The organism is Bacillus sp. AM1(2019) (assembly GCF_009906915.1).
In the GTDB taxonomy this organism is placed as follows: domain Bacteria; phylum Bacillota; class Bacilli; order Bacillales; family Bacillaceae; genus Bacillus; species Bacillus velezensis.
In genome coordinates, this window is record NZ_CP047644.1 from 1,410,686 (window position 1) to 1,432,512 (window position 21,827).

Sequence of the window (21,827 nt, forward strand, 5' to 3'; positions counted from 1 at the left end):
GAGTGATTGAGGGTAAAAAACGGGAAGAACGGTCCCGTTATTTTGCACACCCTTTTTACTCATGCCTTTTTTGTTGTGTAAAAGGGCAAATGTAAACGGTTAAACTGAAGACTTGCGCCAGTGAATTCGTTGTCATGAATTTTCGCTGTAAGGTCACACTAGCTAACAGAGGAGGTACATCTTTTATGTTTAAAGCATTATTCGGCGTTCTCCAGAAAATCGGCCGTGCTCTTATGCTTCCGGTTGCGATTTTACCGGCTGCGGGGATCTTGCTTGCGTTAGGGAATGCCATGCAGAACAAAGATATGATTCAAGTCATGCACTTCTTAAGCAATGATAACGTTCAGCTTGTGGCGAATGTCATGGAAAGCGCCGGCCAAATCGTATTTGACAACCTGCCGCTTCTTTTTGCAGTAGGGGTTGCGATCGGTCTTGCCAACGGAGACGGTGTTGCCGGAATCGCGGCTATTATCGGATACTTGGTCATGAACGTATCCATGAGCGCCGTGCTTATGGCAAACGGCAGTATTCCGTCTGACAAAATTGAACGGGCAAAGTTTTTTGCGGAAAACCATCCGGCCTATATTAACATGCTGGGGATACCCACTTTGGCGACGGGCGTGTTCGGCGGTATTATCGTCGGGGTTCTGGCCGCGTTATTGTTTAACAAGTTTTATAAAATTGAACTTCCGCAGTACCTGGGATTCTTTGCGGGTAAGCGGTTCGTCCCGATTATCACATCGATTTCCGCATTAATTCTCGGTCTTATTATGTTAGTGATCTGGCCTCCGATCCAGCACGGTCTGAATTCCTTCTCCACGGGTCTTGTGGAAGCGAATCCAACCTTGGCGGCCTTTATTTTCGGGATGATTGAGCGGTCATTGATTCCGTTCGGTCTTCATCACATTTTCTACTCGCCGTTCTGGTATGAATTTTTCAGCTATAAAGATGCGGCCGGAGACATCATCCGCGGAGATCAGCGGATTTTCATGGCTCAGATCAAAGACGGCGTACAGCTGACGGCGGGAACATTTATGACGGGGAAATATCCGTTTATGATGTTCGGTCTTCCGGCGGCAGCGCTTGCAATCTATCATGAAGCGAAGCCTGAAAAGAAAAAACTTGTAGCCGGAATCATGGGTTCTGCCGCTCTGACAAGTTTCTTAACGGGAATTACCGAGCCGCTTGAATTCTCATTCTTGTTTGTGGCTCCTATCCTGTTTGCGATTCACTGCGTATTCGCGGGACTTTCCTTTATGGTTATGCAGCTGCTGCATGTAAAAATCGGTATGACCTTCTCAGGCGGTCTGATTGACTACTTCCTGTTCGGAATTCTGCCTAACCGGACGGCTTGGTGGCTTGTCATTCCGGTCGGCTTAGGATTAGCCGTCATTTACTACTTCGGTTTCCGGTTTGCGATCAGAAAGTTCAATCTGAAAACGCCGGGCCGTGAAGAAGAGGCTGCGGATGAAGGTGCGGGCGCCTCAGGCGAAGCCGGCGACCTTCCTTATGAAATCCTGCAGGCAATGGGTGACCAGGAAAACATAAAGCACCTTGACGCTTGTATCACGAGACTCCGCGTTACGGTCAACGACCAGAAGAAAGTGGATAAGGCCCGTCTGAAACAGCTTGGCGCCTCAGGCGTTCTTGAAGTCGGAAACAACATTCAGGCCATTTTCGGCCCGCGTTCTGACGGTTTAAAAACACAGATGCAGGATATTATCGCCGGACGCACGCCGCGCCCTGAACCGAAAGTATCCGCACAAGAAGAAGTCAGCCAGCAGGTTGAAGAGGTTATCGCAGATCCGCTCCGAAACGAGCAGGGTGAAGAAGTGTTCGCTTCTCCGATCACCGGCGAAATCCATCCGATTACCGATGTGCCTGACCAGGTGTTCTCAGGAAAAATGATGGGTGACGGTTTTGCGATTCTTCCTGAAGAAGGAATCGTCGTATCGCCTGTCCGCGGAAAAGTGCTGAATGTTTTCCCGACAAAACATGCGATCGGCCTTCAGTCTGACGGCGGAAGAGAGATCCTGATTCATTTCGGAATCGACACAGTCAGTCTGAAAGGCGAAGGATTCACTTCTTTTGTTTCTGAGGGTGACCGGGTTGAACCGGGGCAAAAGCTGCTTGAAGTTGATCTTGAAGCGGTTAAACCTCATGTTCCTTCATTAATGACACCGATTGTCTTTACAAATCTTGCCGAGGGTGAAGCGATTTCCCTTTCGGCCGAAGGTACCGTAAAACGGGAACAAAAAGATATTGTGAAAATCGGAAAATAAGCATATAAATACGCCGTGCTTGTCAGATGACAAGTACGGCTGTATGATATAATATTGTGTAGTAAAATAGCTTTAATTTAAAGGAGAATGATAATCATGGCACAAAAAACATTTAAAGTAACAGCAGATTCCGGAATCCACGCTCGTCCTGCGACAGTTCTTGTACAGACTGCAAGCAAATACGATGCTGACGTAAACTTAGAATATAACGGCAAAACAGTAAACCTTAAGTCAATCATGGGCGTTATGTCTCTAGGTATTGCTAAAGGCGCTGAAATCACAATTTCCGCTTCAGGCGCTGACGAAAACGATGCTCTTAACGCTTTAGAAGAAACAATGAAAAGCGAAGGACTCGGCGAGTAATGCAAGAATTAAAAGGAATAGGCGCTTCAGCCGGAATTGCGATTGCGAAAGCATACCGGCTTGAAGAGCCGGACTTAACGGTTGAAAAGAAAAACATTGCTGATGCTGCGGCTGAAGTAAGCCGTTTTGATGAAGCGATTGTACGTTCTAAAGAAGAGCTTGAAAAAATTAAAGAGCATGCTTTAAAAGAACTGGGACAAGACAAAGCTGACATTTTCTCCGCGCACCTTTTAGTTCTGAGTGATCCTGAGCTGTTGAACCCGGTAAAGGAGAAAATCAGCACAGATTCAGTCAATGCTGAATTCGCTTTGAAAGAAACAGCTTCCATGTTCGTTACTATGTTTGAATCAATGGATAACGAATACATGAAAGAGCGTGCGGCGGATATCCGTGACGTAACAAAACGTGTGACAGGGCACCTGCTGGGCGTGGAAATTCCGAACCCGAGCATGATCTCAGAAGAGGTTGTTATCGTGGCTGAAGATTTGACACCGTCTGATACGGCGCAATTAAACCGTCAGTTTGTAAAAGGTTTTACAACTGATATCGGCGGACGCACTTCACACTCCGCGATCATGGCCCGTTCGCTTGAAATTCCGGCTGTCGTCGGCACAAAAGCGGCTACAGGGACAATTGAAAACGGTGTTACGGTAATCGTAGACGGCATCGATGGTGATGTGATCATCGATCCTTCCAGTGAAACGTTAAAGAAATATGAAGAAAAGCACAGTGCTTACCTGGCGCAAAAAGCTGAGTGGGCGAAGCTCGTCAATGAACCGACTGTTTCTAAAGACGGCCATCATGTAGAGCTTGCCGCAAATATCGGCACACCTGACGATGTAAAAGGCGTTCTTGAAAACGGAGGAGAAGCTGTAGGGCTTTACCGTACGGAATTCCTTTACATGGGACGCGACCAGCTTCCGACGGAAGACGAGCAGTTTGACGCTTATAAAACGGTTCTTGAGCGTATGGAAGGAAAATCAGTTGTCGTGCGGACATTGGATATCGGCGGCGACAAAGAGCTTCCTTACCTGCAGCTCCCTAAAGAAATGAACCCGTTCTTAGGCTACAGAGCCATCCGCCTTTGCCTTGAAGAGCAAGAAATCTTCAGAACTCAGCTTCGTGCGCTGCTTCGTGCAAGTACATACGGAAACTTAAAAATCATGTTCCCGATGATTGCGACAGTAAACGAGTTTAAACAGGCGAAAGCGATTCTTCTCGAAGAAAAAGAAAAACTCGTCGAAGCCGGCGTAACGGTTTCTGACGATATTGAAGTCGGTATGATGGTAGAGATTCCGTCTACAGCCGTGATCGCAGATCAGTTTGCCGCAGAAGTTGACTTCTTCAGTATCGGAACAAATGACTTGATCCAATACACGATGGCTGCTGACCGCATGAACGAGCGCGTAGCTTATCTGTATCAGCCATACAATCCGGCGATTCTCCGTCTGATCACCCTTGTTATTGAAGCCGCTCACAAAGAGGGCAAATGGGTCGGCATGTGCGGAGAAATGGCGGGAGACGAAATTGCGATTCCGATTCTTCTCGGCTTAGGCTTAGATGAGTTCTCGATGAGCGCTACATCCATCCTTCCGGCAAGAACGCAGATCAGCAAGCTTTCTAAAAAAGAAGCTGAATCATTCAAAGAAACAATCTTGTCTATGAGCACGACAGAAGAGGTTGTCGCATTCGTTAAAGAAACATTCAATAAGTAATACAAAAGCCAGACGGTGTAAGCCGTCTGGTTTTTTTCATATTCGGAAAAAAGGAGGGAACAATAACGTTCAACAGGAGGGATTATTATGACAAAATCATTTGCAGCGGGGGATACGGTCTATGTGATTTACCGCAATCCGCATGCGGCCAATGTTGCCCATATTAAAGAGGCGGAGATCGTCCATCATCCGTATCATGAGGGAGAACTGTCTCTGTTTTTATACGAAACCTATCATCCGCTGGCCGAAGATGACGCGGTCTTTTCGACATATGAGGAAGCGGAAGCGCTTTACAGCGAGCTTTTTGAAGAAGACCGGTATCATTGATCAAAGGAAATGTTTACAACGCATATTCACTCTCTTTTAAACGGAAAGTAACAACATGAGAATATGTAAAGGGAGTGTCTGTCTATGCTGAAGCCGTTTGTGCCCCAGCTTGTTTATATTGAACCGAGAGCGCTCGAATACCCGTTAGGACAAGAGCTGAAGAATAAGTTTGAAAACATGGGGCTTGAGATCAGAGAAACGACATCGCATAATCAAGTCCGGAATATTCCGGGAAAAAATCACTTGCAGCAATACCGGAACGCGAAATCAACATTGGTAATCGGCGTCCGGAAAACACTGAAATTCGATTCTTCAAAGCCGTCCGCCGAATATGCCATTCCATTTGCGACGGGCTGTATGGGGCATTGCCACTATTGCTACCTGCAGACGACGATGGGGTCAAAGCCCTACATTCGGACATATGTCAATGTGGAAGAGATTCTGGATCAGGCTGATGAGTATATGAAAGAACGGGCGCCGGAATTTACAAGATTTGAAGCCTCTTGTACGTCTGATATCGTAGGAATCGATCATCTGACACATACATTAAAAAGAGCCATTGAACATTTCGGACAAAGCGAATTGGGACAGCTCAGATTCGTGACTAAATTTCATCACGTCGATCATTTGCTTGATGCAAAACATAACGGAAAGACTAGGTTCAGATTCAGCATCAATGCGGATTATGTCATTAAAAACTTTGAACCGGGAACTTCTCCGCTCGACAAACGGATAGAAGCCGCCGTCAAAGTCGCTAAAGCGGGCTATCCGCTCGGTTTCATCGTGGCGCCGATTTATATTCACGATGGCTGGGAGGAAGGCTATAAGGAACTGTTTGAGAAACTGGATGCGGCGCTTGATGAAGACGTTCGGCATGACATCACATTTGAACTGATCCAGCACCGTTTTACAAAACCGGCCAAGCGGGTGATTGAGAAGAACTATCCGAAAACAAAGCTTGAGCTTGATGAAGAAAAGCGCAGATACAAATGGGGACGCTACGGAATCGGCAAGTATATATACCAAAAAGACGAAGAGCATGACTTAAGGGAAACACTCGAATCTTTTATCGAAACCTATTTTCCGAAAGCGAAAATCGAATATTTTACGTAAGGCGGAGCTGTCGGTACGACAGCTCTTTTTTTGCTGCGCCAAATGGCGGAAATTTTTGATATTTATTTCAAGGTTTATTCATTTTCTTGGCCGAAAGACCGATATAACTCTCAGGAGGGGATGGTTATGTTTAAAAAAATGCACATCAAAATTGCTGTGTTTGTATCGGCAATGCTTATCGTAACGGTTGTTTTTTTAACGGTTTCTTCATATTTGACATTAAAGCCGATGATGACGGAGGAAGCAAAACGTACGACAGAGAATGTCACCAATTCACTCGGTCAGAACATTGAGCTTCAGCTGAAAAATGATGAGACCGTATTATTGAGATTGGCAGGCGGTGAATTGTCCCGGTCTTTTCTATCAGATGGGAAGAAAGAAACCGCGCGGCTTTTTAATGATGAGTTAAAACAGATCGGACAGAATGACAAATATGTCGCGCTTGCGTATGTCGGAACCGCAAACAAACAAATGTTTACATATCCAAAGGCCGACTTTGCCAAAGACTATGATCCGACAAATCGAACGTGGTATAAGATGGCGGCCGAAAAACCCGATAAGGTTGTCTGGACTGACCCTTACAAAGATGCAGTGACGGGAGACATGATCGTGACGGCGTCAAAAGCCATTCAAAACAGCGGAACCGTCGTCGGAGTGGCGAGCTTAGATCTGAAGCTGTCCTCCATTCAGAGCATGGTCAACGAGCAAAAGGTTCCATATAAAGGATTTGCGTTTTTGGCGGATGAAAACGGTTCTCTGCTGGCGCATCCGGAAAAACAGGGAAAAAATATGTCGGAAGATCAGACGTTAAAAGACATCACTACGGATAAAGAAGGCATCAAAGAGCTGCAGGGGAACATGGTCGTCTACCAAACGGTAAAAGAAACAGGGTGGAAAGTCGGAACGCAGTTTGAAAAAGATCAGCTGATGGGAGTAGCCGACAAAATGAACACGGTGAGCATTTTTATGTCACTGATCGCTCTTGTGATTACGATCGGACTCAGCTATTTACTAGCAAAAACGATAACCGGGCCGATTCAGCAGCTGATCGCCAAAACAAATTCAGTCTCAGCCGGAGATTTAACCGTCCGCGCCCAGACGAAATCAAAAGATGAAGTAGGCGAGTTAACAAAAGACTTTAATCAAATGGTTGAAAATATGAAAGAGATGGTCGAACAGGTTAAGGCCTCCTCAGAAAATGTGTCTGATACATCTGACCAGCTAACCGTCATTTCACAAGAAACAAATGAAACGAGCGGACAAATCGCAAAAGCGATAGAGGAAGTCGCCGCCGGAGCGACAGAGCAAGCGTCAGAGGTTGAGACGATCAACGAAAAATCAGAAAATCTCTCAGTCAAAATAAAAGGAATCGCAGATCGCGCAGGCAGCATAAAACAACTCTCAAAATCTTCAGAGGATGCCAGCTACAAAGGACTGGACGCGCTCGGGCAGCTGCTGATGAAGTCAAACGAAGCCAATTCAGAAACGAAAAAAGTAGAGGCAATGCTGAATGACCTGGAAGAACAAACGAAAAACATAGAAGAAGTCGTGACGGCAATATCCGCCATTTCAGACCAGACGAATCTCTTGGCGCTGAATGCGAGTATTGAAGCCGCTAGAGCGGGAGAAAGCGGACGAGGCTTTGCCGTCGTCGCTGAAGAAGTCCGCAAGCTTGCTGAACAATCAGCTCTTTCTTCCGGCCATATCAGTGAAACGGTCCGGCTGATTCAATCTGAGACAAAAGAAGCGTCACACGCGATGATTGAGGCAAGCAGAATGAATGATGAACAAAACAGCGCCATTCATGAAACGGGTGAGGTTCTCAATCTGATTACGACGGAAATGCAGTCTCTCGTTCAAGGTATAGATCATATTTACAATGACATTCAAAAAATGAGTGAAGAACAAGCCGCGATTCAAGAAGCGATTCAAAGCATCTCCGCCATTTCTCAAGAATCAGCGGCAGCCGCGGAAGAAGTGAATGCTTCTACTGATGAACAGCTCGTTACGCTTGAAAAAGTAAAGCAATCGACTGATATGTTAAAGAGCGCGAGCGAAGATCTGATCAGCGCTATTTCTAAATTCACCTTGTAACGCGGACTCTATCAGCCTATAATATGGTAATATAGACATGAAAGAATGATATATGAATCGCATCAGGGGAGGAAAGCGCAGTGAACAAAACGGTCGGATTTATCGGGTTGGGCGTCATGGGAAACAGTATGGCATCGCACATTTTAGAAGCGGGCTATCCTGTTTTAGTCTACACGCGGACGAAACAAAAAGCGGAAGAGATTCTGAATAAGGGAGCGGTCTGGCAGGAGACGGTCAAAGACCTTTCAGAGAAAGCAGACATCATTATTACCATGGTCGGCTATCCGAGTGATGTCGAGGAAATCTATCTCGGCGAAAACGGCATTCTCCGGCACGCAAAAGAAGGGGCGTTTGTCATTGATATGACGACATCAAAACCGTCTCTGGCGAAGAAAATAGCGGAGAAAGCCAAAGAAAAATCCATTCACGCCCTGGATGCACCCGTTTCCGGCGGAGACATCGGCGCGAGGAACGGAACGCTTGCCATTATGGCCGGAGGAGAAAAAGAAGCGTTTGAAGCATGCCTGCCGCTTTTCTCCGTTATGGGGGAAAACATTCAGTATCAAGGGCCGGCTGGCAGCGGCCAGCATACGAAAATGTGCAATCAGATCGCGATTGCAGCGGGAATGGTCGGAGTGGCTGAAGCGATGGCTTACGCTGAAAAATCCGGTCTGAACCCGGAACAAGTGCTGAAAAGCATTACAACCGGAGCTGCCGGAAGCTGGTCATTGTCAAATCTCGCCCCCCGTATGCTGAAAGGCGATTTTGCACCAGGATTCTACGTGAAACACTTTATTAAAGACATGGGAATTGCTCTTGAAGAAGCGGAGCTCATGGGAGAAGAGATGCCCGGATTGGCGCTCGCCAAATCATTATACGACAAGCTTTCCGCGCAAGGTGAAGAAAACAGCGGAACTCAAAGCATTTATAAACTTTGGGTGAAATAAAAAAGATTGCCCGCAGGGGCAATCTTTTTTATTATTTATTTTCCGATAAATTGCTGTGTCCAGATGTTTCCTGATTCTACGTAACCGACACCGATTTGAGTGAACTCAGGATTCATGATGTTCTTTCTGTGGCCTTCACTGTTCATCCAAGCTTTAACGACAGCTTCAGGAGTCGGCTGTCCTTTGGCGATATTTTCACCGGCAGTTTTATAAGTGATTCCGAAAGACTTCATCATATCAAACGGTGAGCCGTAAGTAGGACTTTGGTGATCGAAATAGTTTTTGTCTTTCATATCTTGTGATTTTGCGTGAGCTGATTTGCTTAATTTTTCATCAATCTGCAGAGGTTTTAAGCCTTGCTTTTGTCTCTCTGCATTTGTTAATTCAACGACTTTCTTTTCGTACGCACTGACAGAAGAAGGAGTTTTCTCGCTGCTGTTGTTTGTGTTATCTGTCTGCTTTGCATTGTCAGCCGTCTGGTTTTGATCGGCTTTCGGTTTTTCGGCAGCTGTCGGAGCCGTTTTTGCCGGTGTTTCTTTTTGAACGTCTTTAACTGTCATATCAGAATGCTTTGCGTGTTTTTGCAGCAGCTGAGTCAGTTCTTTCTCATTTTTAACGTTCAGCTTTTTCACGCTCGTTTTCATATGTAGTTTTTCAACAGCCTCTTGAAGAGTCAGATGCTGTACAGTGTTTCCTTTTTTCACAGTAACGACGTGCTGGCATGACAGCTCTTTGGCAGATGCCTGCTGAATGCCTCCGAATGTAATCAAACTGACTGCCGCGGCGGCAGATAAGAGAAATGCTTTTTTCATAAGTTTATAGCCTCCCAGAGAAGTTGTTTTTTTCTACATGAAAAATCTTATCACAGCTTTTTTGTCATAATGCAGGCAGCCATTTCCTTTGACAACAAACGTTTGTCATAATTGTAATTGAGCACAGAAAAATGGCTTTATATCAGGAAAAACGATCTGTATTTATTTTTTAAAATCCGTTACATCTCTTCAAATTATTTGAAGTGTTAGATATATTTTAAGATAATTTGATCTTGACAGTTTTTTTTACCCGTTTTCGCTGTAACAACTTTTACAAAAATGTTACAATTAAAATCTGTTTATGTAAATATATTCAATGATTTGAGAGGTGTAACAGAAAGTGGCTGAAGTTGCGCGCGAACCAAAGAAAAAAACGAAACGTTACAGAGCGCTGAGAATGAATCTCTATTTTTTGATTGTTTTTCTTCTCTTTACGGCACTGATTTTTAAACTCGGCATCGTCCAGATTGTCGAAGGGGATAAACACCGCCAGGATGCGGAGAAGGCAAATGCAAAAACCGCCTATTATCCGACACCGCGGGGAAAGATGTATGACAAGCGGAACAGAGTGGCGGTTGATAACCAGGCCGTGCCCGAAATTGTATATGTATCCACCTCAAAAACCTCGGCAAAGGACAAATTGAAAACGGCAAAAAATCTCGCCGCACTGATTCACATTGATACTGAATTTATGAAGGATCGAAATATCATTGATTACTGGCTTGCCGCACATCCGAAGAAGGCGGAAAAGCTTATGAAGGATTCAGAAAACAGCCTGAAATCCCAAGAAGTGTACAAACGCCAGATTGAACGCGTCCCGAAGCAGGAGATTGATGCGATCAAAAAAGATAAAAAAGAGCTGGAAATCGCGGCGATTTATACGCGTTTTTCAAGCGGCAACGCCTATCAGCCGCAAGTCGTCAAATCAATGGACCCGAATAAGCTGAACGGAAACGGAAACAGCGGTTCACTGCTTGACGAACATGACAACAACAAGCAAAAACCGAAAAGCGACCTGACATATGAAGAAGTTTCCGTCGTATCCGAGCACCTGAAAGAGCTACCCGGCATTGACGTAATCAATGACTGGACGCGGAAATATCCGTACGACAAAACACTGTACTCTCTGTTCGGCGGTGTGACGACACCGGAACAGGGATTGTTGGGCGAACGGAAAGATTACTATGTCACAAGAGGCTATTCACTGAATGACCGAGTGGGAAAAAGCTACATCGAATATCAGTATGAAGACTATTTAAACGCGCATAAAGAAAAAGTAGAGTATGTGGAAAACAGCAAAGGTGAGGTCGTCAGCCAAAAGCCCGTCGATGAAGGCAGCAGAGGCTACGATCTGCAGCTCTCGCTCGATATGGAACTACAGTCGAAAGTCGAAAAAGTCATTGAAAAAGAGCTGAGAAGAAGCCGCGCCGCAGGCAACTATATGGTTGACAGAGGATTTGCCGTCATGATGGACCCGAACAACGGGGACATTCTCTCAATGGCGGGGAAACGAATCGATCTCGAAACAAATAAAACACAGGATTTTGCGATCGGAGCATTTACGACCCAATATGAGATGGGCTCTTCTGTTAAAGGAGCGACTGTTCTCGCAGGTTACCAAAGCGGCCTCCCGCATTATAAAACGTTTGTCGATGCGCCGCTTGTATTTAAAGGCGACACGAAAAAACAATCGTGGACACAAATGGGAGCCATTACTGAGCTGACTGCGCTGCAAAGAAGTTCAAACGTGTATATGTTTCATGTGGCCATGAATATCGCGGGCATTACCTACGTCCCGCACGGCACGCTGCCTGCCGGATTAGACGATATTAAGAAAATGCGCAACTACTACGCCCAATTCGGCCTAGGTGTGAAGACCGGGATTGATCTTCCCCAGGAATCAGCGGGCATGCAGTCAAATCCGCAAATGGTCGGGGGATTGCTGCTTGACTTTGCGATCGGACAATTTGATACATATACGCCGCTTCAAATGGCTCAATATATTTCAGCCATCGCAAACGGAGGGTATCGCGTCCAGCCGCGGATCGTCACAAGCATTCATGAACCGGACAGCAAAAACAAGATTGGAAAAGCGATTGAACAGCGAGATATTAAAATTTTGAACAAAGTAAATAACAGTCCGAGCGATTTTGACCAAGTTCATAAAGGGATGAAATTGGTTACAAGCTCACCTCAAGGAACGGCTTATTCAACATTCCAGGGGTCCGGCGCCGATGTTTCCGGTAAAACGGGAACCGCGCAGACGCACTATTACGGCACGAACAAAAACTGGTGGGGGAAAGAGACGTATAACCTGACCTTTGTCGGCTATTATCCATCAGAACATCCACGAGTGGCATTCAGCGTCGTCGTTCCGTCTGTTCGAGATGATAAAGATCATGTAAGCAAAAACATTGCCAAAGGAGCAATTGACGCTTACAAAGAACTTGAAAAGAAATACAATAAAAAATAACAAATGAAAGGGCGGCCGAACATCTCGTGCGCCCTTTCTTTCATTCAGGAAAATTGACGTTCACAATAAGAATAGAAGGAGAATGCTTATTTTTTAGCGAATCAATCTAGTGGAATTTCTTTTTATACCAGTCCGTGTCCAGCCTGCAGTGCGAGTATAATGCAAAGGAGGGATTCTGTGGAACAGGATACTCAGCATGTCAAACAGTTTCAATCGAAAACCGATCTTCATGCCGTTTTGACGTCTAACGGGCGTATTATGTATATTTCTGCAAACTGCAAATCGTACTTCAGTTATTCTCAGGAAGAGATGATCGGGTCATTTCTCAAAACGTTCCTGCATGAAGAAGATCAATTTTTGGTTGAAAGTTACTTCTATAATGAGCATCATTTGATGCCTTGCACCTTTCGTCTTATTAAAAAAGATCATACCATCGTATGGCTTGAAGCGGGTGTGGAAATTGTCACACCGCAAATGGAGGGGACGGATCGGGAAATCATCCTCAAAATCAAGGTGCTTGAGGAGAAGACGCCCCGCCGGCCTTATATGTATGAACAAAAGAAGCAAAAGGCAGAACAACAGTCGGAAGATGCGGCTGGAAACGGCGAATTCGAGCGTCTTGTCGAAATGCTGCCGAATCCTTTATATGTCAGCATCAACGGCACAATCGCATACGCCAACAATGCGATGCTTGCCATGCTGGGAGCCGAAAGCAAAGACGAGGTAATCGGCAGGCGCTCTTATGAGTTTATTGAAGAAGAGTATCACGACATTGTGAAAAACCGAATTGTGCGGATGCAAAAAGGAATGGAAGTCGGAATGATCGAACAGACGTGGAGAAGGCTCGACGGCACGCCCGTTCATTTAGAAGTAAAGGCGGCACCGACGACATATAAAAATCAGCGGGCGGAATTGCTGCTTCTGATTGATATTTCTTCACGGAAAAAATTCCAAACGATTCTGCAAAAAAGCAGAGAGCGTTATCAGCTCCTCATTCAGAATTCAATTGATACGATCGCCGTGATTCACAATGATAAATGGGTATTCATGAATGAGTCGGGCATTTCGCTGTTTGAGGCTGAAACATATGAAGATTTAATCGGGAAAAACGTCTATGATCAGCTTCATCCCTGTGATCATGACGGCGTGAAACAGCGGATCCAAAATATTATCAACCGAAAGACCGAGTCAGAAATTATTAAGCAATCGTGGTTTACCTTTAAAAACCGGCTGATCTACACGGAAATGGTCTGTATTCCGACGACGTTTTTCGGAGAAACGGCCGTGCAGGTCATTCTGCGTGACATTTCTGAGCGGAAGCAGACGGAGGAATTAATGCTGAAGTCGGAAAAGCTGTCTATCGCAGGGCAGCTGGCGGCGGGAATCGCTCACGAAATCCGCAATCCGCTGACGGCGATCAAAGGATTTTTACAGCTCATGAAGCCGACGATGGGGGAAAACGAACATTACTTTGAAATTGTGTTTTCTGAACTGAGCAGAATCGAATTAATTTTAAGTGAGCTTTTAATGCTTGCCAAACCTCAGCAAAACGCCGTGAAAGAGCGTGTAAACTTAAAGAAAATTATAAGTGAAGTGACCGCTCTTTTAGAGACGCAGGCAAATCTTAAAGGGATTTTTATCAAAACGGATTATGAACATGACAGCATGTATATTAACGGTGATCAAAATCAGCTGAAACAGGTGTTTATCAATCTGATTAAAAATGCCGTTGAGTCGATGCCGGATGGGGGAACGGTTCACATTCTTATGACAGAAGATGAGTATTCCGTTAATGTGACGGTGAAAGACGAGGGTGACGGGATACCGGAAAACGTGCTGAAACGAATAGGCGAACCGTTTTTGACAACGAAAGAAAAAGGAACCGGCCTGGGGCTGATGGTCACATTCAACCTTATTAAAAACCACCAGGGAGCTATCCAAGTAGACAGCAAACCGGATAGAGGCACGGCCTTTCTTATTACATTCCCGAAACAATAAAAAACAACGGCGTTATGCCGTTGTTTAAATAGTCTGCATGGATTCTCTCGTTTTTAAAATAAATGCTTCCAGCCGGTCCAAGCCTTCTCTCAATGTATCCAGTGAATATGCGAATGACAGCCTCACATACCCTTCACCCAATTTTGAAAACGAGCTGCCGGGCACTAGAGCCACACCTGCATCCTCTAAAAGAGCCATACTAAAATCAAACGATGACATTCCGAATGACTTAATGGAAGGGAAGATATAAAATGCGCCTGACGGCTTTACGACGTCAAGCCCCATTGAGACAAGACGGTCATATACATAGTCAAGCCGCTTTTTATACTGTTCTCTCATAATAAGCGCATCATCAACACCGTTTGTCACCGCTTCAAGAGCCGCTTTCTGAGAGATTGAAGACGCGCATGTCACACTGTATTGGTGAACTTTTAAGATGTGCTTGGCAATTTCTTTCGGTGCGAAAATGAAACCGATTCTCCAGCCCGTCATGCTGTGTGATTTTGACAGGCCGTTGATGACGATCGTCTGATCTCTCAAATAAGACGCGATCGAATAATGCGGTCTGTCATAGGTTAATTCGCTGTAAATCTCATCAGACAGGACAAAAACATTTCTGCCCTTCAGGACGGCTGCGATGTTTTGCAGCTCTTCCTCAGACAATGTCACTCCGGTCGGGTTTGACGGATAAGGAAGAATGACGCATTTTGTTTTTGGTGTCAGCGATTCTTCAATGAGCCGCGCCGTCAGCTTAAATCCGTGTGTCGTCGTATCCACATGGACCGGAACGGCGCCCGACATGCGGATGATCGGTTCATAGCCCGGATATATCGGTCCGGGGAGAATAACTTCATCGCCCGGAGATAAAATCGTCCGCAAAGACGCGTCAATCGCTTGGCTTGCCCCGGTTGTGACGATGATTTCAGTTTCAGCTTCATAATTCAAATCAGCTTTTTTCTTCATATAAAGCTGTACGGCCTGTCTCAGCTCAAGGCCGCCCGCATTCGGAGTATATGCCGTGGCGTTCTCGTCGATTGCCTTTTTGGCAGCCGCTTTGACATGGTGCGGCGTGAAGAAATCCGGCTGACCGATCGTAAGCGAAATGACATTGTCGTGCTGAGCTACAAGATTTGAGAATTTGCGAATTCCTGAAATTTCAATTTCTTTTACATTCGGATTAAGCAAATGTTCCATAATTCATCACCTTATACTATATATTGAGTTTATCCTATTTTACCACTAGCTGAGCATTTGTCATCTTTTTATTGAACTATCCCGAGTATATGTCCGATATGTGAAAACATACCTTCTTTCAGAAAAAAATAAGACAACCAGCTGAAATGATTGTCTTCATTGTATCATGATCTATCTATTGTGATATGTGGCGAATGTCATTAATACCCGTATTCAAAGCTGACGTCTTCCCGCCATAAGATGTATGGAGCGGGCTTGTCGGGACGCTCTTTCGCCTCTTTTTTCATTTGCAGGTAAGCCGTTTTGCTGATATCTTCTAACACTGTCATTTGATCTTGGTCGAATATGACTACTGTACCCATTTATTACACCCTTCTTCCTGAAAAATCCTTGACTATTTTACCACTCGATGTCAAAAAGTCAATGGGATATCAGAAAAAAGCATTTTTTTATAAAGAGTTCATGGCCAGTTGGACCGAATACATTCACTTTTTCCGTTTCCAGCCGATATATACAGTACAATACTGAATGCGGATAGCGAGGGATTGAATTGTCTTTACAACAATACGATATTTTATTGGATTCAGGCACAAACGAATTAGAAATCGTCAAATTTGAAGTAGGCGTCAATACATTTGGCATAAATGTGATGAAAGTCCGGGAAATCATTCAGCCGGTAGATGTCACATCTGTGCCTCAGTCTCATAAAGACGTAGAAGGGATGATTAAGCTGAGAGGCGAAATTCTTCCCGTCATCAGTCTGTATTCCTTTTTCGGCGTTGATGCCGAAGGAGCAAAAGACGATAAATATATCGTAACGGAATTCAACAAACGGAAAATCGTCTTTCACGTCGGTTCCGTTTCACAAATCCACAGGGTGTCCTGGGAGGCGATTGAAAAGCCGACTTCCCTGAACCAGGGCATGGAGCGGCATTTAACGGGAATCATCAAACTGGAAGACACGATGATCTTTCTGCCTGATTATGAAAAGATCATTTACGATATTGAATCGGCATCGGGAGTTGAGACTTATCATGTCCATCAGGAAGGATTTGATGAAAGACGGGCGGGTAAAAAACTGATCATCGTTGAAGATTCGCCGCTTCTGATGCGTCTTTTGACGGATGAGCTGACTGAGGCGGGGTACAGTGAAATCGTTACGTTTGAAAACGGAAAAGAAGCGTATGATTACGTCGTGGAACTGACGGATAACGGAGAAAACCTGTCAGACCATATTGACATGATTATCAGTGACATTGAGATGCCGAAAATGGACGGGCATCGTTTGACGAAGCTCCTTAAGGATAACCCGCAAAGCTCTGATGTGCCGATTATGATTTTCTCGTCCCTGATTACGGACGACCTGCGCCACCGGGGCGAAGTAGTCGGAGCGGATGAACAGATCAGCAAGCCTGAAATCAGCGAGCTCATTAAAAAAGTGGATACGTACGTGATTGAATAGAAAAAAGCCGATGCATGACGCATCGGCTTTTTTGCGGCGGAATTAAAAATAACTCTCACCAAGTTTTTTAAATACGGGTTTATGATAAGCGGGCTGCTGCCTGTTGGCGGCAAGCGGTTTTTCCTTTAAGCCCACATATTTTTGCAATACGTTTTTCGCTTTTGTCAAAGACATTTGTGCTTTAGGATTGCGGTACGATTGATTTAACGTACCTAAATGCGGAAGATGCTGGAAGTCTTCTTTTGTTGGAGGCATGTGAAAATAGTAGTCTCCGATAGAGATAAGTACGTCTGACTGCTGTTGGCTAAACCTGGGATTATTTGAAAAGTGAAGCCCTATTTTTTTCCCTTTGCCTTCTTTCACAAGCTTTTGTAATGCCCGTTTTTTCAGCAGATAAAGGTATTTAGGGTTGGGGGCGGTTTTTGCATGGCGGTTCACAGTATAAACAGCTTTTGAAAGATTCTCGATGGTTGGCTGCAGCTCTTTCGAATAAGCGTGGTCGTCCATTATTTCTCTCCTTTGCATTGATCAAGTTCATATATAGATTATACTTTTTTAGCGTTGAAATGCAAATATTGATTATAAAAATACGCCTTTTTCTGATGAAAAGGGCGCATCTTTTTCCTTTATTAGACAGGATTCGCATGTTTTTCGGAATCAGCCTTTAATGATTGCTGCACATCGACCTCTGCTGCCTCGGCGCTGTATTTCGGAAGAGCGATAAAATAGAACACAAATACCGCTAAAATCACGATTCCCATGCCGTAATAAAGGTAATCAATATTGGAAACGAATTTCGGAAATAACAGGGCAACCAGTCCGAGTGTAATCGATTGGGCAAACATCATAAAAGGATCCTGCCAGCCGCTGACCCGGCCCATTATTTTCGGATGAACAATTTTCGGCATCCAGCCGCCGATGGCGATATTGACAGGGCCGATGCACATGCCGAGGACGAAAGCCGCCGCATAATAAATCCACAGCTTATCCGTATAGCCGAGGACAAAAATGAGCAGTCCGGCTGCCAAAATAGGAATCGACATCAAATGATGCGGTTTGACTTTTTTCGCGATCATCGTTCCGATCACACTTCCTGCAAGCAGGCCGAAGCCGAGTGCGACGGTGAAGATGGAAGTATGTGATTCGTAATGATCAGGCGCAAGTCCGTACTTCATCGTAAACATCGGCAGTACGGCAAAGCCGCCGTTGACAAAACCGAAGATAAAAAAGCCGAAAATAAGGGAAGCAAGCAATTTGTTTTTAACAATATATACGATCCCTTCCTTAAAATCAGCGACCGAGTCTTTCAGAAACGAATCTCCCCATTTAAAAGGGCCGTTCGGCTGACGGGCTTCTTTCGGAATGCGGCAGGCGCGGATCAGAAAGCCTGATACAATAAAACTGACAAAATCAAGGATAATGGCTCCGTGAATACCGATCGTTTTATACATAAACGCGCCTATACCGACGCCGAATACCATGAAGATGCTGAACAGGATCTGGTTAAGTCCCGCCGCTTTCGCGTAATGCTCCTTAGGCAGAATAGCTTGTACAAGGCTGGCTTCCGCCGGGAAAAAGAACTTGGTCACGGCGCTTCTGATGAACAAAATACAGAACACGAGAGGGATGCTCCCGGTGTATAATGCGGCAAACAATACGATCGTCAGTCCGGCTCTGATCCAGTCACAATTCTCTGCGACCTTTTTCCTGTCAAGCCGGTCAGCTGCGACACCGACAATCAGAAATACGAAAACTGTCGGCAGTGAATACATCAGCTCAGCCAAAGTCGTGTATGCCGGCTGATTTGAAAAATGGTCCAGCAAGTAAAAAGCGAAAGCCATATTACCTACAGTCGTTCCCATTTGAGAAGCGAGTGCTGCGAAAAAGAGACGGACAAAATTGCGATTTTTAAATATATCCATAAACACGCTCCTTACCCTAAAGGTCCCACTGTAATATATTATCATCAGCTCGTTCCATTAACAAATAAGATCTTTCTATCTTATAATAGTCACCCTTGTTCCATTAGGAACGGCAGCGGCAAGTTCAGTGACGTCCTGATTATACATCCGGATGCATCCTTTTGATACCGCTTTGCCGATGGAGGAAGGATTATTTGTTCCGTGAATGCCGTAATGAATTTTAGAGAGGCTGAGCCAATAAGCGCCGAACGGGCCGCCGGGCTTAGGCTGGCGGTTCACGATGTAAAATTCTCCGGTCGGCGTGGTCGTCAATATTTTTCCGACTGCGATGGGATACGTACGGATGAGCCTGCCAAGGCGGTATAACTCCAGTTTCTTCGCTCCGATATACACGATGATGGAGTAGGGAATGGTGGATGGGTCGGGAAGATTCGGTATGATAATATGCTGTCCCGCGTATATGACCGATTGGATTGAGGGATTTGCCTGAAGGAGAGCAGCAGTGCTTATTCTGAAGTCTTGCGCAATGCTTGAGATGGTTTCTCCTTGTTTCACTTGATATGTCAGCAGTTTCATCACCCTCCTTTTTGCTCTTTTCCATATACATATTACGGAGGGGGTGTCTGTGCATCAGGATAAAAGTCTTATTTTTGCTCGGTTTTCAATGTGAACAGCGTGATTTCCGGTCTGGCTAAAAATCGATACGGCAGTCTTGTCGTACCGAGCCCGCGATTGACGTAAACGGCTGTGTCATGCAGCGTATACATGCCGTCGGTATACGTTTTTCCGTAAGGAGGCGTAATGAGAGGGCCGAAAAACGGGAGCTGGACCTGGCCGCCGTGAGTGTGTCCCGACAGCTGGAGGTTTACGGGATATCCGCCTATCTTGAGAGCGGCATCAGGCTCGTGGACGATTAAAATGGAAAACGCATCTTCGGAAAGGCGGGACAGGGTGGCTTCATAATCGGGTTTTCCGAGCATTACATCATCCAAAAACGCGAGTTCAATCCGGCTTCCGTCTGTCAGCTGCACCTGACGATAGCCGTTTCGAAACACTTGAAAATCCGCCGCTTCCATCAGAGCCTTGTACGTGTTCGTACCGTAGCCGCCGTGGTCATGGTTTCCGTAAACACAAAGTTTGCCGAAGGGAGCTTCAAGATTTTTCAGCACGGCGAGTGCATGCTGGTGATCATTAAATAAATGCGGCTTATCAATTAAATCTCCCGTAAAGATGAGCAGATCGGGTTTCAGCTGATTGATCTTTTCCGCTGCGTTATTCAAGTCACCGGATGTAAACACATCACTGAGATGTGTATCGCTGAATTGAACGATTTTAAAATTGTCAAAGCCGCGGGGGATCAGGCGGCTGGTGATTGTATGCCGGGTGATCTCAATCATGCGCGGTTCAATATACCGGGCATAGCCGTAACCTCCGCAAGCCATTGCGAGAGCTGTACCCAAAATGCCGAATCCTCTTTTTAAAAATGTTCTTCTGGTCATTTTCTCCATATGTAAAACCAACCTTTGTCAGAGTTGTTCTATTATATCATCAGCTTGGCTGAAAAATCCCTTCTCAGCATGTAATGACGCGGATAGACATCTGTGATAAAATTATGAATGATTATTCATTCAATAAAAAGGGGTGGGTTTGTTATGGATAAGAAAGCGGTAATCATTACAGGCGGTTCAAGCGGCATGGGAAAAGCAATGGCGAAAAAACAGGCTGAATTAGGATGGCACGTCATGGTGACAGGGAGGAACCATGAAGCACTTGAGGAAACAAAAAAAGAAATTGAGACCTTTGAGGGGCAGGTCGCTTGTTTTCAAATGGATGTCCGTTCTGATTCCGCCGCTTCAGACATGATTACAGAAGCGAAAAAAGTCTTTGGCCGGCTCGATGCGCTGATTAACAATGCGGCCGGCAACTTTATTTGCCCGGCAGAGAAGCTGACGCCCAATGGATGGAAAGCTGTTATTGAGATTGTTTTAAACGGCACATTTTTCTGCAGCCAAGCCGCGGCAAGGCATTGGATCGAGCAGGAGCAGAAGGGCGTCATCTTAAATATGGCCGCTACATACGCATGGGGAGCGGGAGCGGGTGTCGTTCATTCCGCTGCAGCCAAAGCGGGGGTATTGTCACTGACAAGAACGCTGGCCGTTGAATGGGGGAGCAAATACGGCATCCGCACAAACGCGATAGCCCCCGGCCCGATTGAACGGACAGGCGGTGCGGAGAAGCTGTTTGAATCGGAAAAAGCGGTGTCCCGCACTATGAACAGTGTGCCGCTCGGCCGGCTGGGCACACCGGAAGAAATCGCCGCGTTGGCAGCGTTTTTGCTATCTGATGAAGCGTCCTATATAAACGGGGATTGTATCACAATGGACGGGGGGCAATGGCTGAATCCTTATCCGTTTTAATTTTTCATATATCGATGATTTTGCAAAACAAGCGAACGTTAAAGCCGCCGTTCGCTTGTTTTATTTTCTATTCAAAATTATGATATAATTTTGAAAGATTAAGGGGCGGTTAATTGAAGAAATTATTAAAATGGTTCGTTGTACTATTTGTAAGCAGTTTAGCTATCATCTTTAATATTTGGTACTTTATTATTTGTGCTTTTACTCCGGAGTATTATCAAAATACCAATCTTACATCTGATGAAATAATCAGATTTGAAAAGCTATATCACATCGATTTTCCTGATGAAACGAAATGTATTAAAGCCAGGGAGTATTTGAGTGGGCTCGGAGGCGATACATCGGCTGTATTATATGTGTCTCTGCCAACCAAGCTGGCGGAAACAATTTTATCTGATTATACGTATATGCCAATAAATCATACTGATCATGCCGATTCAATGTATGGAGTTGACGTTTCCGAGAGTGTTGGCGGGTTAACAACTCTTACATTTGGCATTTTAGATAAAAAAGGAACTTTCTTTCAGTTGAAACATGATGATGATTGGATATTTAACAGCACAGATTGGAGCCATTATTTTTGGACAGCTGCCGGTTATAATGCTCTTATATTTATCCTTTTATTTGTGATTGTGAAACAAATGAATAACGTCCTTAATGAACCGGTCTGAAGAGTGATCTTAAAAATATCCCCCTTTTATTTTAAGC

Annotated in this window: 18 protein-coding genes and 1 pseudogene; 12 read left to right on the top strand and 7 right to left on the bottom strand. The window is 45.0% G+C overall.

The features are described 5' to 3' along the window. Positions 1-185 precede the first annotated feature (185 nt). The 7 genes from ptsG to GNE05_RS07415 all read left to right on the top strand — a co-directional run bounded on the left by ptsG (position 186) and on the right by GNE05_RS07415 (position 8,841). On the top strand, positions 186-2,282 hold the full coding sequence (ptsG, locus tag GNE05_RS07385) for a glucose-specific PTS transporter subunit IIBC (protein ID WP_007409599.1): 2,097 nt from the start codon (positions 186-188) through the stop codon (positions 2,280-2,282). 96 nt (positions 2,283-2,378) lie between these two features. Continuing rightward, positions 2,379-2,645, top strand: coding sequence for a phosphocarrier protein HPr (locus GNE05_RS07390; protein WP_003154654.1), 267 nt, complete (start codon positions 2,379-2,381; stop codon positions 2,643-2,645). Further along, entirely contained in the window at positions 2,645-4,360 is a 1,716-nt protein-coding gene (ptsP, locus tag GNE05_RS07395) for a phosphoenolpyruvate--protein phosphotransferase (protein WP_080129869.1), read from the top strand. Before GNE05_RS07390 ends, ptsP begins: the two co-directional genes overlap by 1 nt. 87 nt (positions 4,361-4,447) lie before the next feature. Further along, complete coding sequence (locus GNE05_RS07400) at positions 4,448-4,687, top strand: splAB operon transcriptional regulator SplA (protein WP_003154646.1); 240 nt, start codon at positions 4,448-4,450, stop codon at positions 4,685-4,687. A gap of 84 nt (positions 4,688-4,771) precedes the next feature. Beyond that, complete coding sequence (gene splB, locus GNE05_RS07405) at positions 4,772-5,800, top strand: spore photoproduct lyase (RefSeq protein ID WP_160182626.1); 1,029 nt, start codon at positions 4,772-4,774, stop codon at positions 5,798-5,800. A 126-nt stretch (positions 5,801-5,926) separates the two neighbouring features. Then, on the top strand, positions 5,927-7,894 hold the full coding sequence (locus tag GNE05_RS07410) for a methyl-accepting chemotaxis protein (protein WP_160182627.1): 1,968 nt from the start codon (positions 5,927-5,929) through the stop codon (positions 7,892-7,894). An 80-nt stretch (positions 7,895-7,974) separates the two neighbouring features. After that, the gene (locus tag GNE05_RS07415; RefSeq protein ID WP_003154640.1) at positions 7,975-8,841 is read left to right on the top strand and encodes an NAD(P)-dependent oxidoreductase; all 867 of its coding nucleotides are present in this window, start codon (positions 7,975-7,977) and stop codon (positions 8,839-8,841) included. A 35-nt stretch (positions 8,842-8,876) separates the two neighbouring features. Here GNE05_RS07415 and GNE05_RS07420 read toward each other — a convergent pair whose 3' ends face one another. Next, positions 8,877-9,653 (bottom strand): CAP domain-containing protein, encoded by a 777-nt coding sequence (locus GNE05_RS07420; protein ID WP_017417671.1) that lies wholly within the window; start codon positions 9,651-9,653, stop codon positions 8,877-8,879. 340 nt (positions 9,654-9,993) lie between these two features. On the opposite strand from GNE05_RS07420, the gene GNE05_RS07425 reads away from it, so the two are divergent. Then, positions 9,994-12,126, top strand: coding sequence for a peptidoglycan D,D-transpeptidase FtsI family protein (locus GNE05_RS07425; RefSeq protein WP_160182628.1), 2,133 nt, complete (start codon positions 9,994-9,996; stop codon positions 12,124-12,126). Positions 12,127-12,303: 177 nt separating this feature from the next. Further along, positions 12,304-14,124: a PAS domain-containing protein gene (locus tag GNE05_RS07430; protein ID WP_160182629.1), complete on the top strand. Its 1,821-nt coding sequence runs from the start codon at positions 12,304-12,306 to the stop codon at positions 14,122-14,124. On the opposite strand, the pseudogene GNE05_RS07435 reads toward GNE05_RS07430, so the two are convergent. Beyond that, positions 14,105-15,318 (bottom strand): annotated as a pseudogene (locus tag GNE05_RS07435) (aminotransferase A). The gene GNE05_RS07430 and the pseudogene GNE05_RS07435 overlap by 20 nt on opposite strands. 200 nt (positions 15,319-15,518) lie before the next feature. Next, positions 15,519-15,680, bottom strand: coding sequence for a hypothetical protein (locus tag GNE05_RS20970; protein WP_007409608.1), 162 nt, complete (start codon positions 15,678-15,680; stop codon positions 15,519-15,521). 188 nt (positions 15,681-15,868) lie between these two features. Between GNE05_RS20970 and cheV the strand changes: the two genes are divergently transcribed. After that, positions 15,869-16,780: a chemotaxis protein CheV gene (gene cheV, locus GNE05_RS07440; RefSeq protein ID WP_014417604.1), complete on the top strand. Its 912-nt coding sequence runs from the start codon at positions 15,869-15,871 to the stop codon at positions 16,778-16,780. Positions 16,781-16,822: 42 nt separating this feature from the next. On the opposite strand, the gene GNE05_RS07445 is transcribed toward cheV, so the two are convergent. The 4 genes from GNE05_RS07445 to GNE05_RS07460 all read right to left on the bottom strand — a co-directional run bounded on the left by GNE05_RS07445 (position 16,823) and on the right by GNE05_RS07460 (position 20,210). Further along, complete coding sequence (locus GNE05_RS07445; protein WP_003154622.1) at positions 16,823-17,287, bottom strand: YkyB family protein; 465 nt, start codon at positions 17,285-17,287, stop codon at positions 16,823-16,825. 122 nt (positions 17,288-17,409) lie between these two features. Beyond that, positions 17,410-18,702, bottom strand: a complete 1,293-nt coding sequence (locus GNE05_RS07450; protein WP_014417606.1) for an MFS transporter — start codon at positions 18,700-18,702, stop codon at positions 17,410-17,412. A 75-nt stretch (positions 18,703-18,777) separates the two neighbouring features. Then, positions 18,778-19,272 (bottom strand): L,D-transpeptidase family protein, encoded by a 495-nt coding sequence (locus GNE05_RS07455; protein WP_095284082.1) that lies wholly within the window; start codon positions 19,270-19,272, stop codon positions 18,778-18,780. 74 nt (positions 19,273-19,346) lie between these two features. Then, positions 19,347-20,210, bottom strand: a complete 864-nt coding sequence (locus GNE05_RS07460) for a metallophosphoesterase (RefSeq protein ID WP_160182630.1) — start codon at positions 20,208-20,210, stop codon at positions 19,347-19,349. A gap of 144 nt (positions 20,211-20,354) precedes the next feature. On the opposite strand from GNE05_RS07460, the gene fadH reads away from it, so the two are divergent. Further along, positions 20,355-21,119 carry a 2,4-dienoyl-CoA reductase gene (gene fadH, locus GNE05_RS07465; protein WP_003154618.1) on the top strand — a complete coding sequence of 255 codons (765 nt, stop codon included), beginning with the start codon at positions 20,355-20,357 and terminating at the stop codon, positions 21,117-21,119. 113 nt (positions 21,120-21,232) lie between these two features. Continuing rightward, on the top strand, positions 21,233-21,790 hold the full coding sequence (locus tag GNE05_RS07470) for a hypothetical protein (RefSeq protein WP_160182631.1): 558 nt from the start codon (positions 21,233-21,235) through the stop codon (positions 21,788-21,790). Positions 21,791-21,827 lie beyond the last annotated feature (37 nt).

Excerpts from the sequence above, each read along its gene's own strand:
- ptsG (WP_007409599.1), top strand. The coding sequence starts at position 186 with ATGTTTAAAGCATTATTCGGCGTTCTCCAGAAAATCGGCCGTGCTCTT.
- GNE05_RS07390 (WP_003154654.1), top strand. The coding sequence starts at position 2,379 with ATGGCACAAAAAACATTTAAAGTAACAGCAGATTCCGGAATCCACGCT.
- ptsP (WP_080129869.1), top strand. The coding sequence starts at position 2,645 with ATGCAAGAATTAAAAGGAATAGGCGCTTCAGCCGGAATTGCGATTGCG.
- GNE05_RS07400 (WP_003154646.1), top strand. The coding sequence starts at position 4,448 with ATGACAAAATCATTTGCAGCGGGGGATACGGTCTATGTGATTTACCGC.
- splB (WP_160182626.1), top strand. The coding sequence starts at position 4,772 with ATGCTGAAGCCGTTTGTGCCCCAGCTTGTTTATATTGAACCGAGAGCG.
- GNE05_RS07410 (WP_160182627.1), top strand. The coding sequence starts at position 5,927 with ATGTTTAAAAAAATGCACATCAAAATTGCTGTGTTTGTATCGGCAATG.
- GNE05_RS07420 (WP_017417671.1), bottom strand. The coding sequence starts at position 9,653 with ATGAAAAAAGCATTTCTCTTATCTGCCGCCGCGGCAGTCAGTTTGATT.
- GNE05_RS20970 (WP_007409608.1), bottom strand. The coding sequence starts at position 15,680 with ATGGGTACAGTAGTCATATTCGACCAAGATCAAATGACAGTGTTAGAA.
- GNE05_RS07445 (WP_003154622.1), bottom strand. The coding sequence starts at position 17,287 with ATGGACGACCACGCTTATTCGAAAGAGCTGCAGCCAACCATCGAGAAT.
- GNE05_RS07450 (WP_014417606.1), bottom strand. The coding sequence starts at position 18,702 with ATGGATATATTTAAAAATCGCAATTTTGTCCGTCTCTTTTTCGCAGCA.
- GNE05_RS07460 (WP_160182630.1), bottom strand. The coding sequence starts at position 20,210 with ATGGAGAAAATGACCAGAAGAACATTTTTAAAAAGAGGATTCGGCATT.
- fadH (WP_003154618.1), top strand. The coding sequence starts at position 20,355 with ATGGATAAGAAAGCGGTAATCATTACAGGCGGTTCAAGCGGCATGGGA.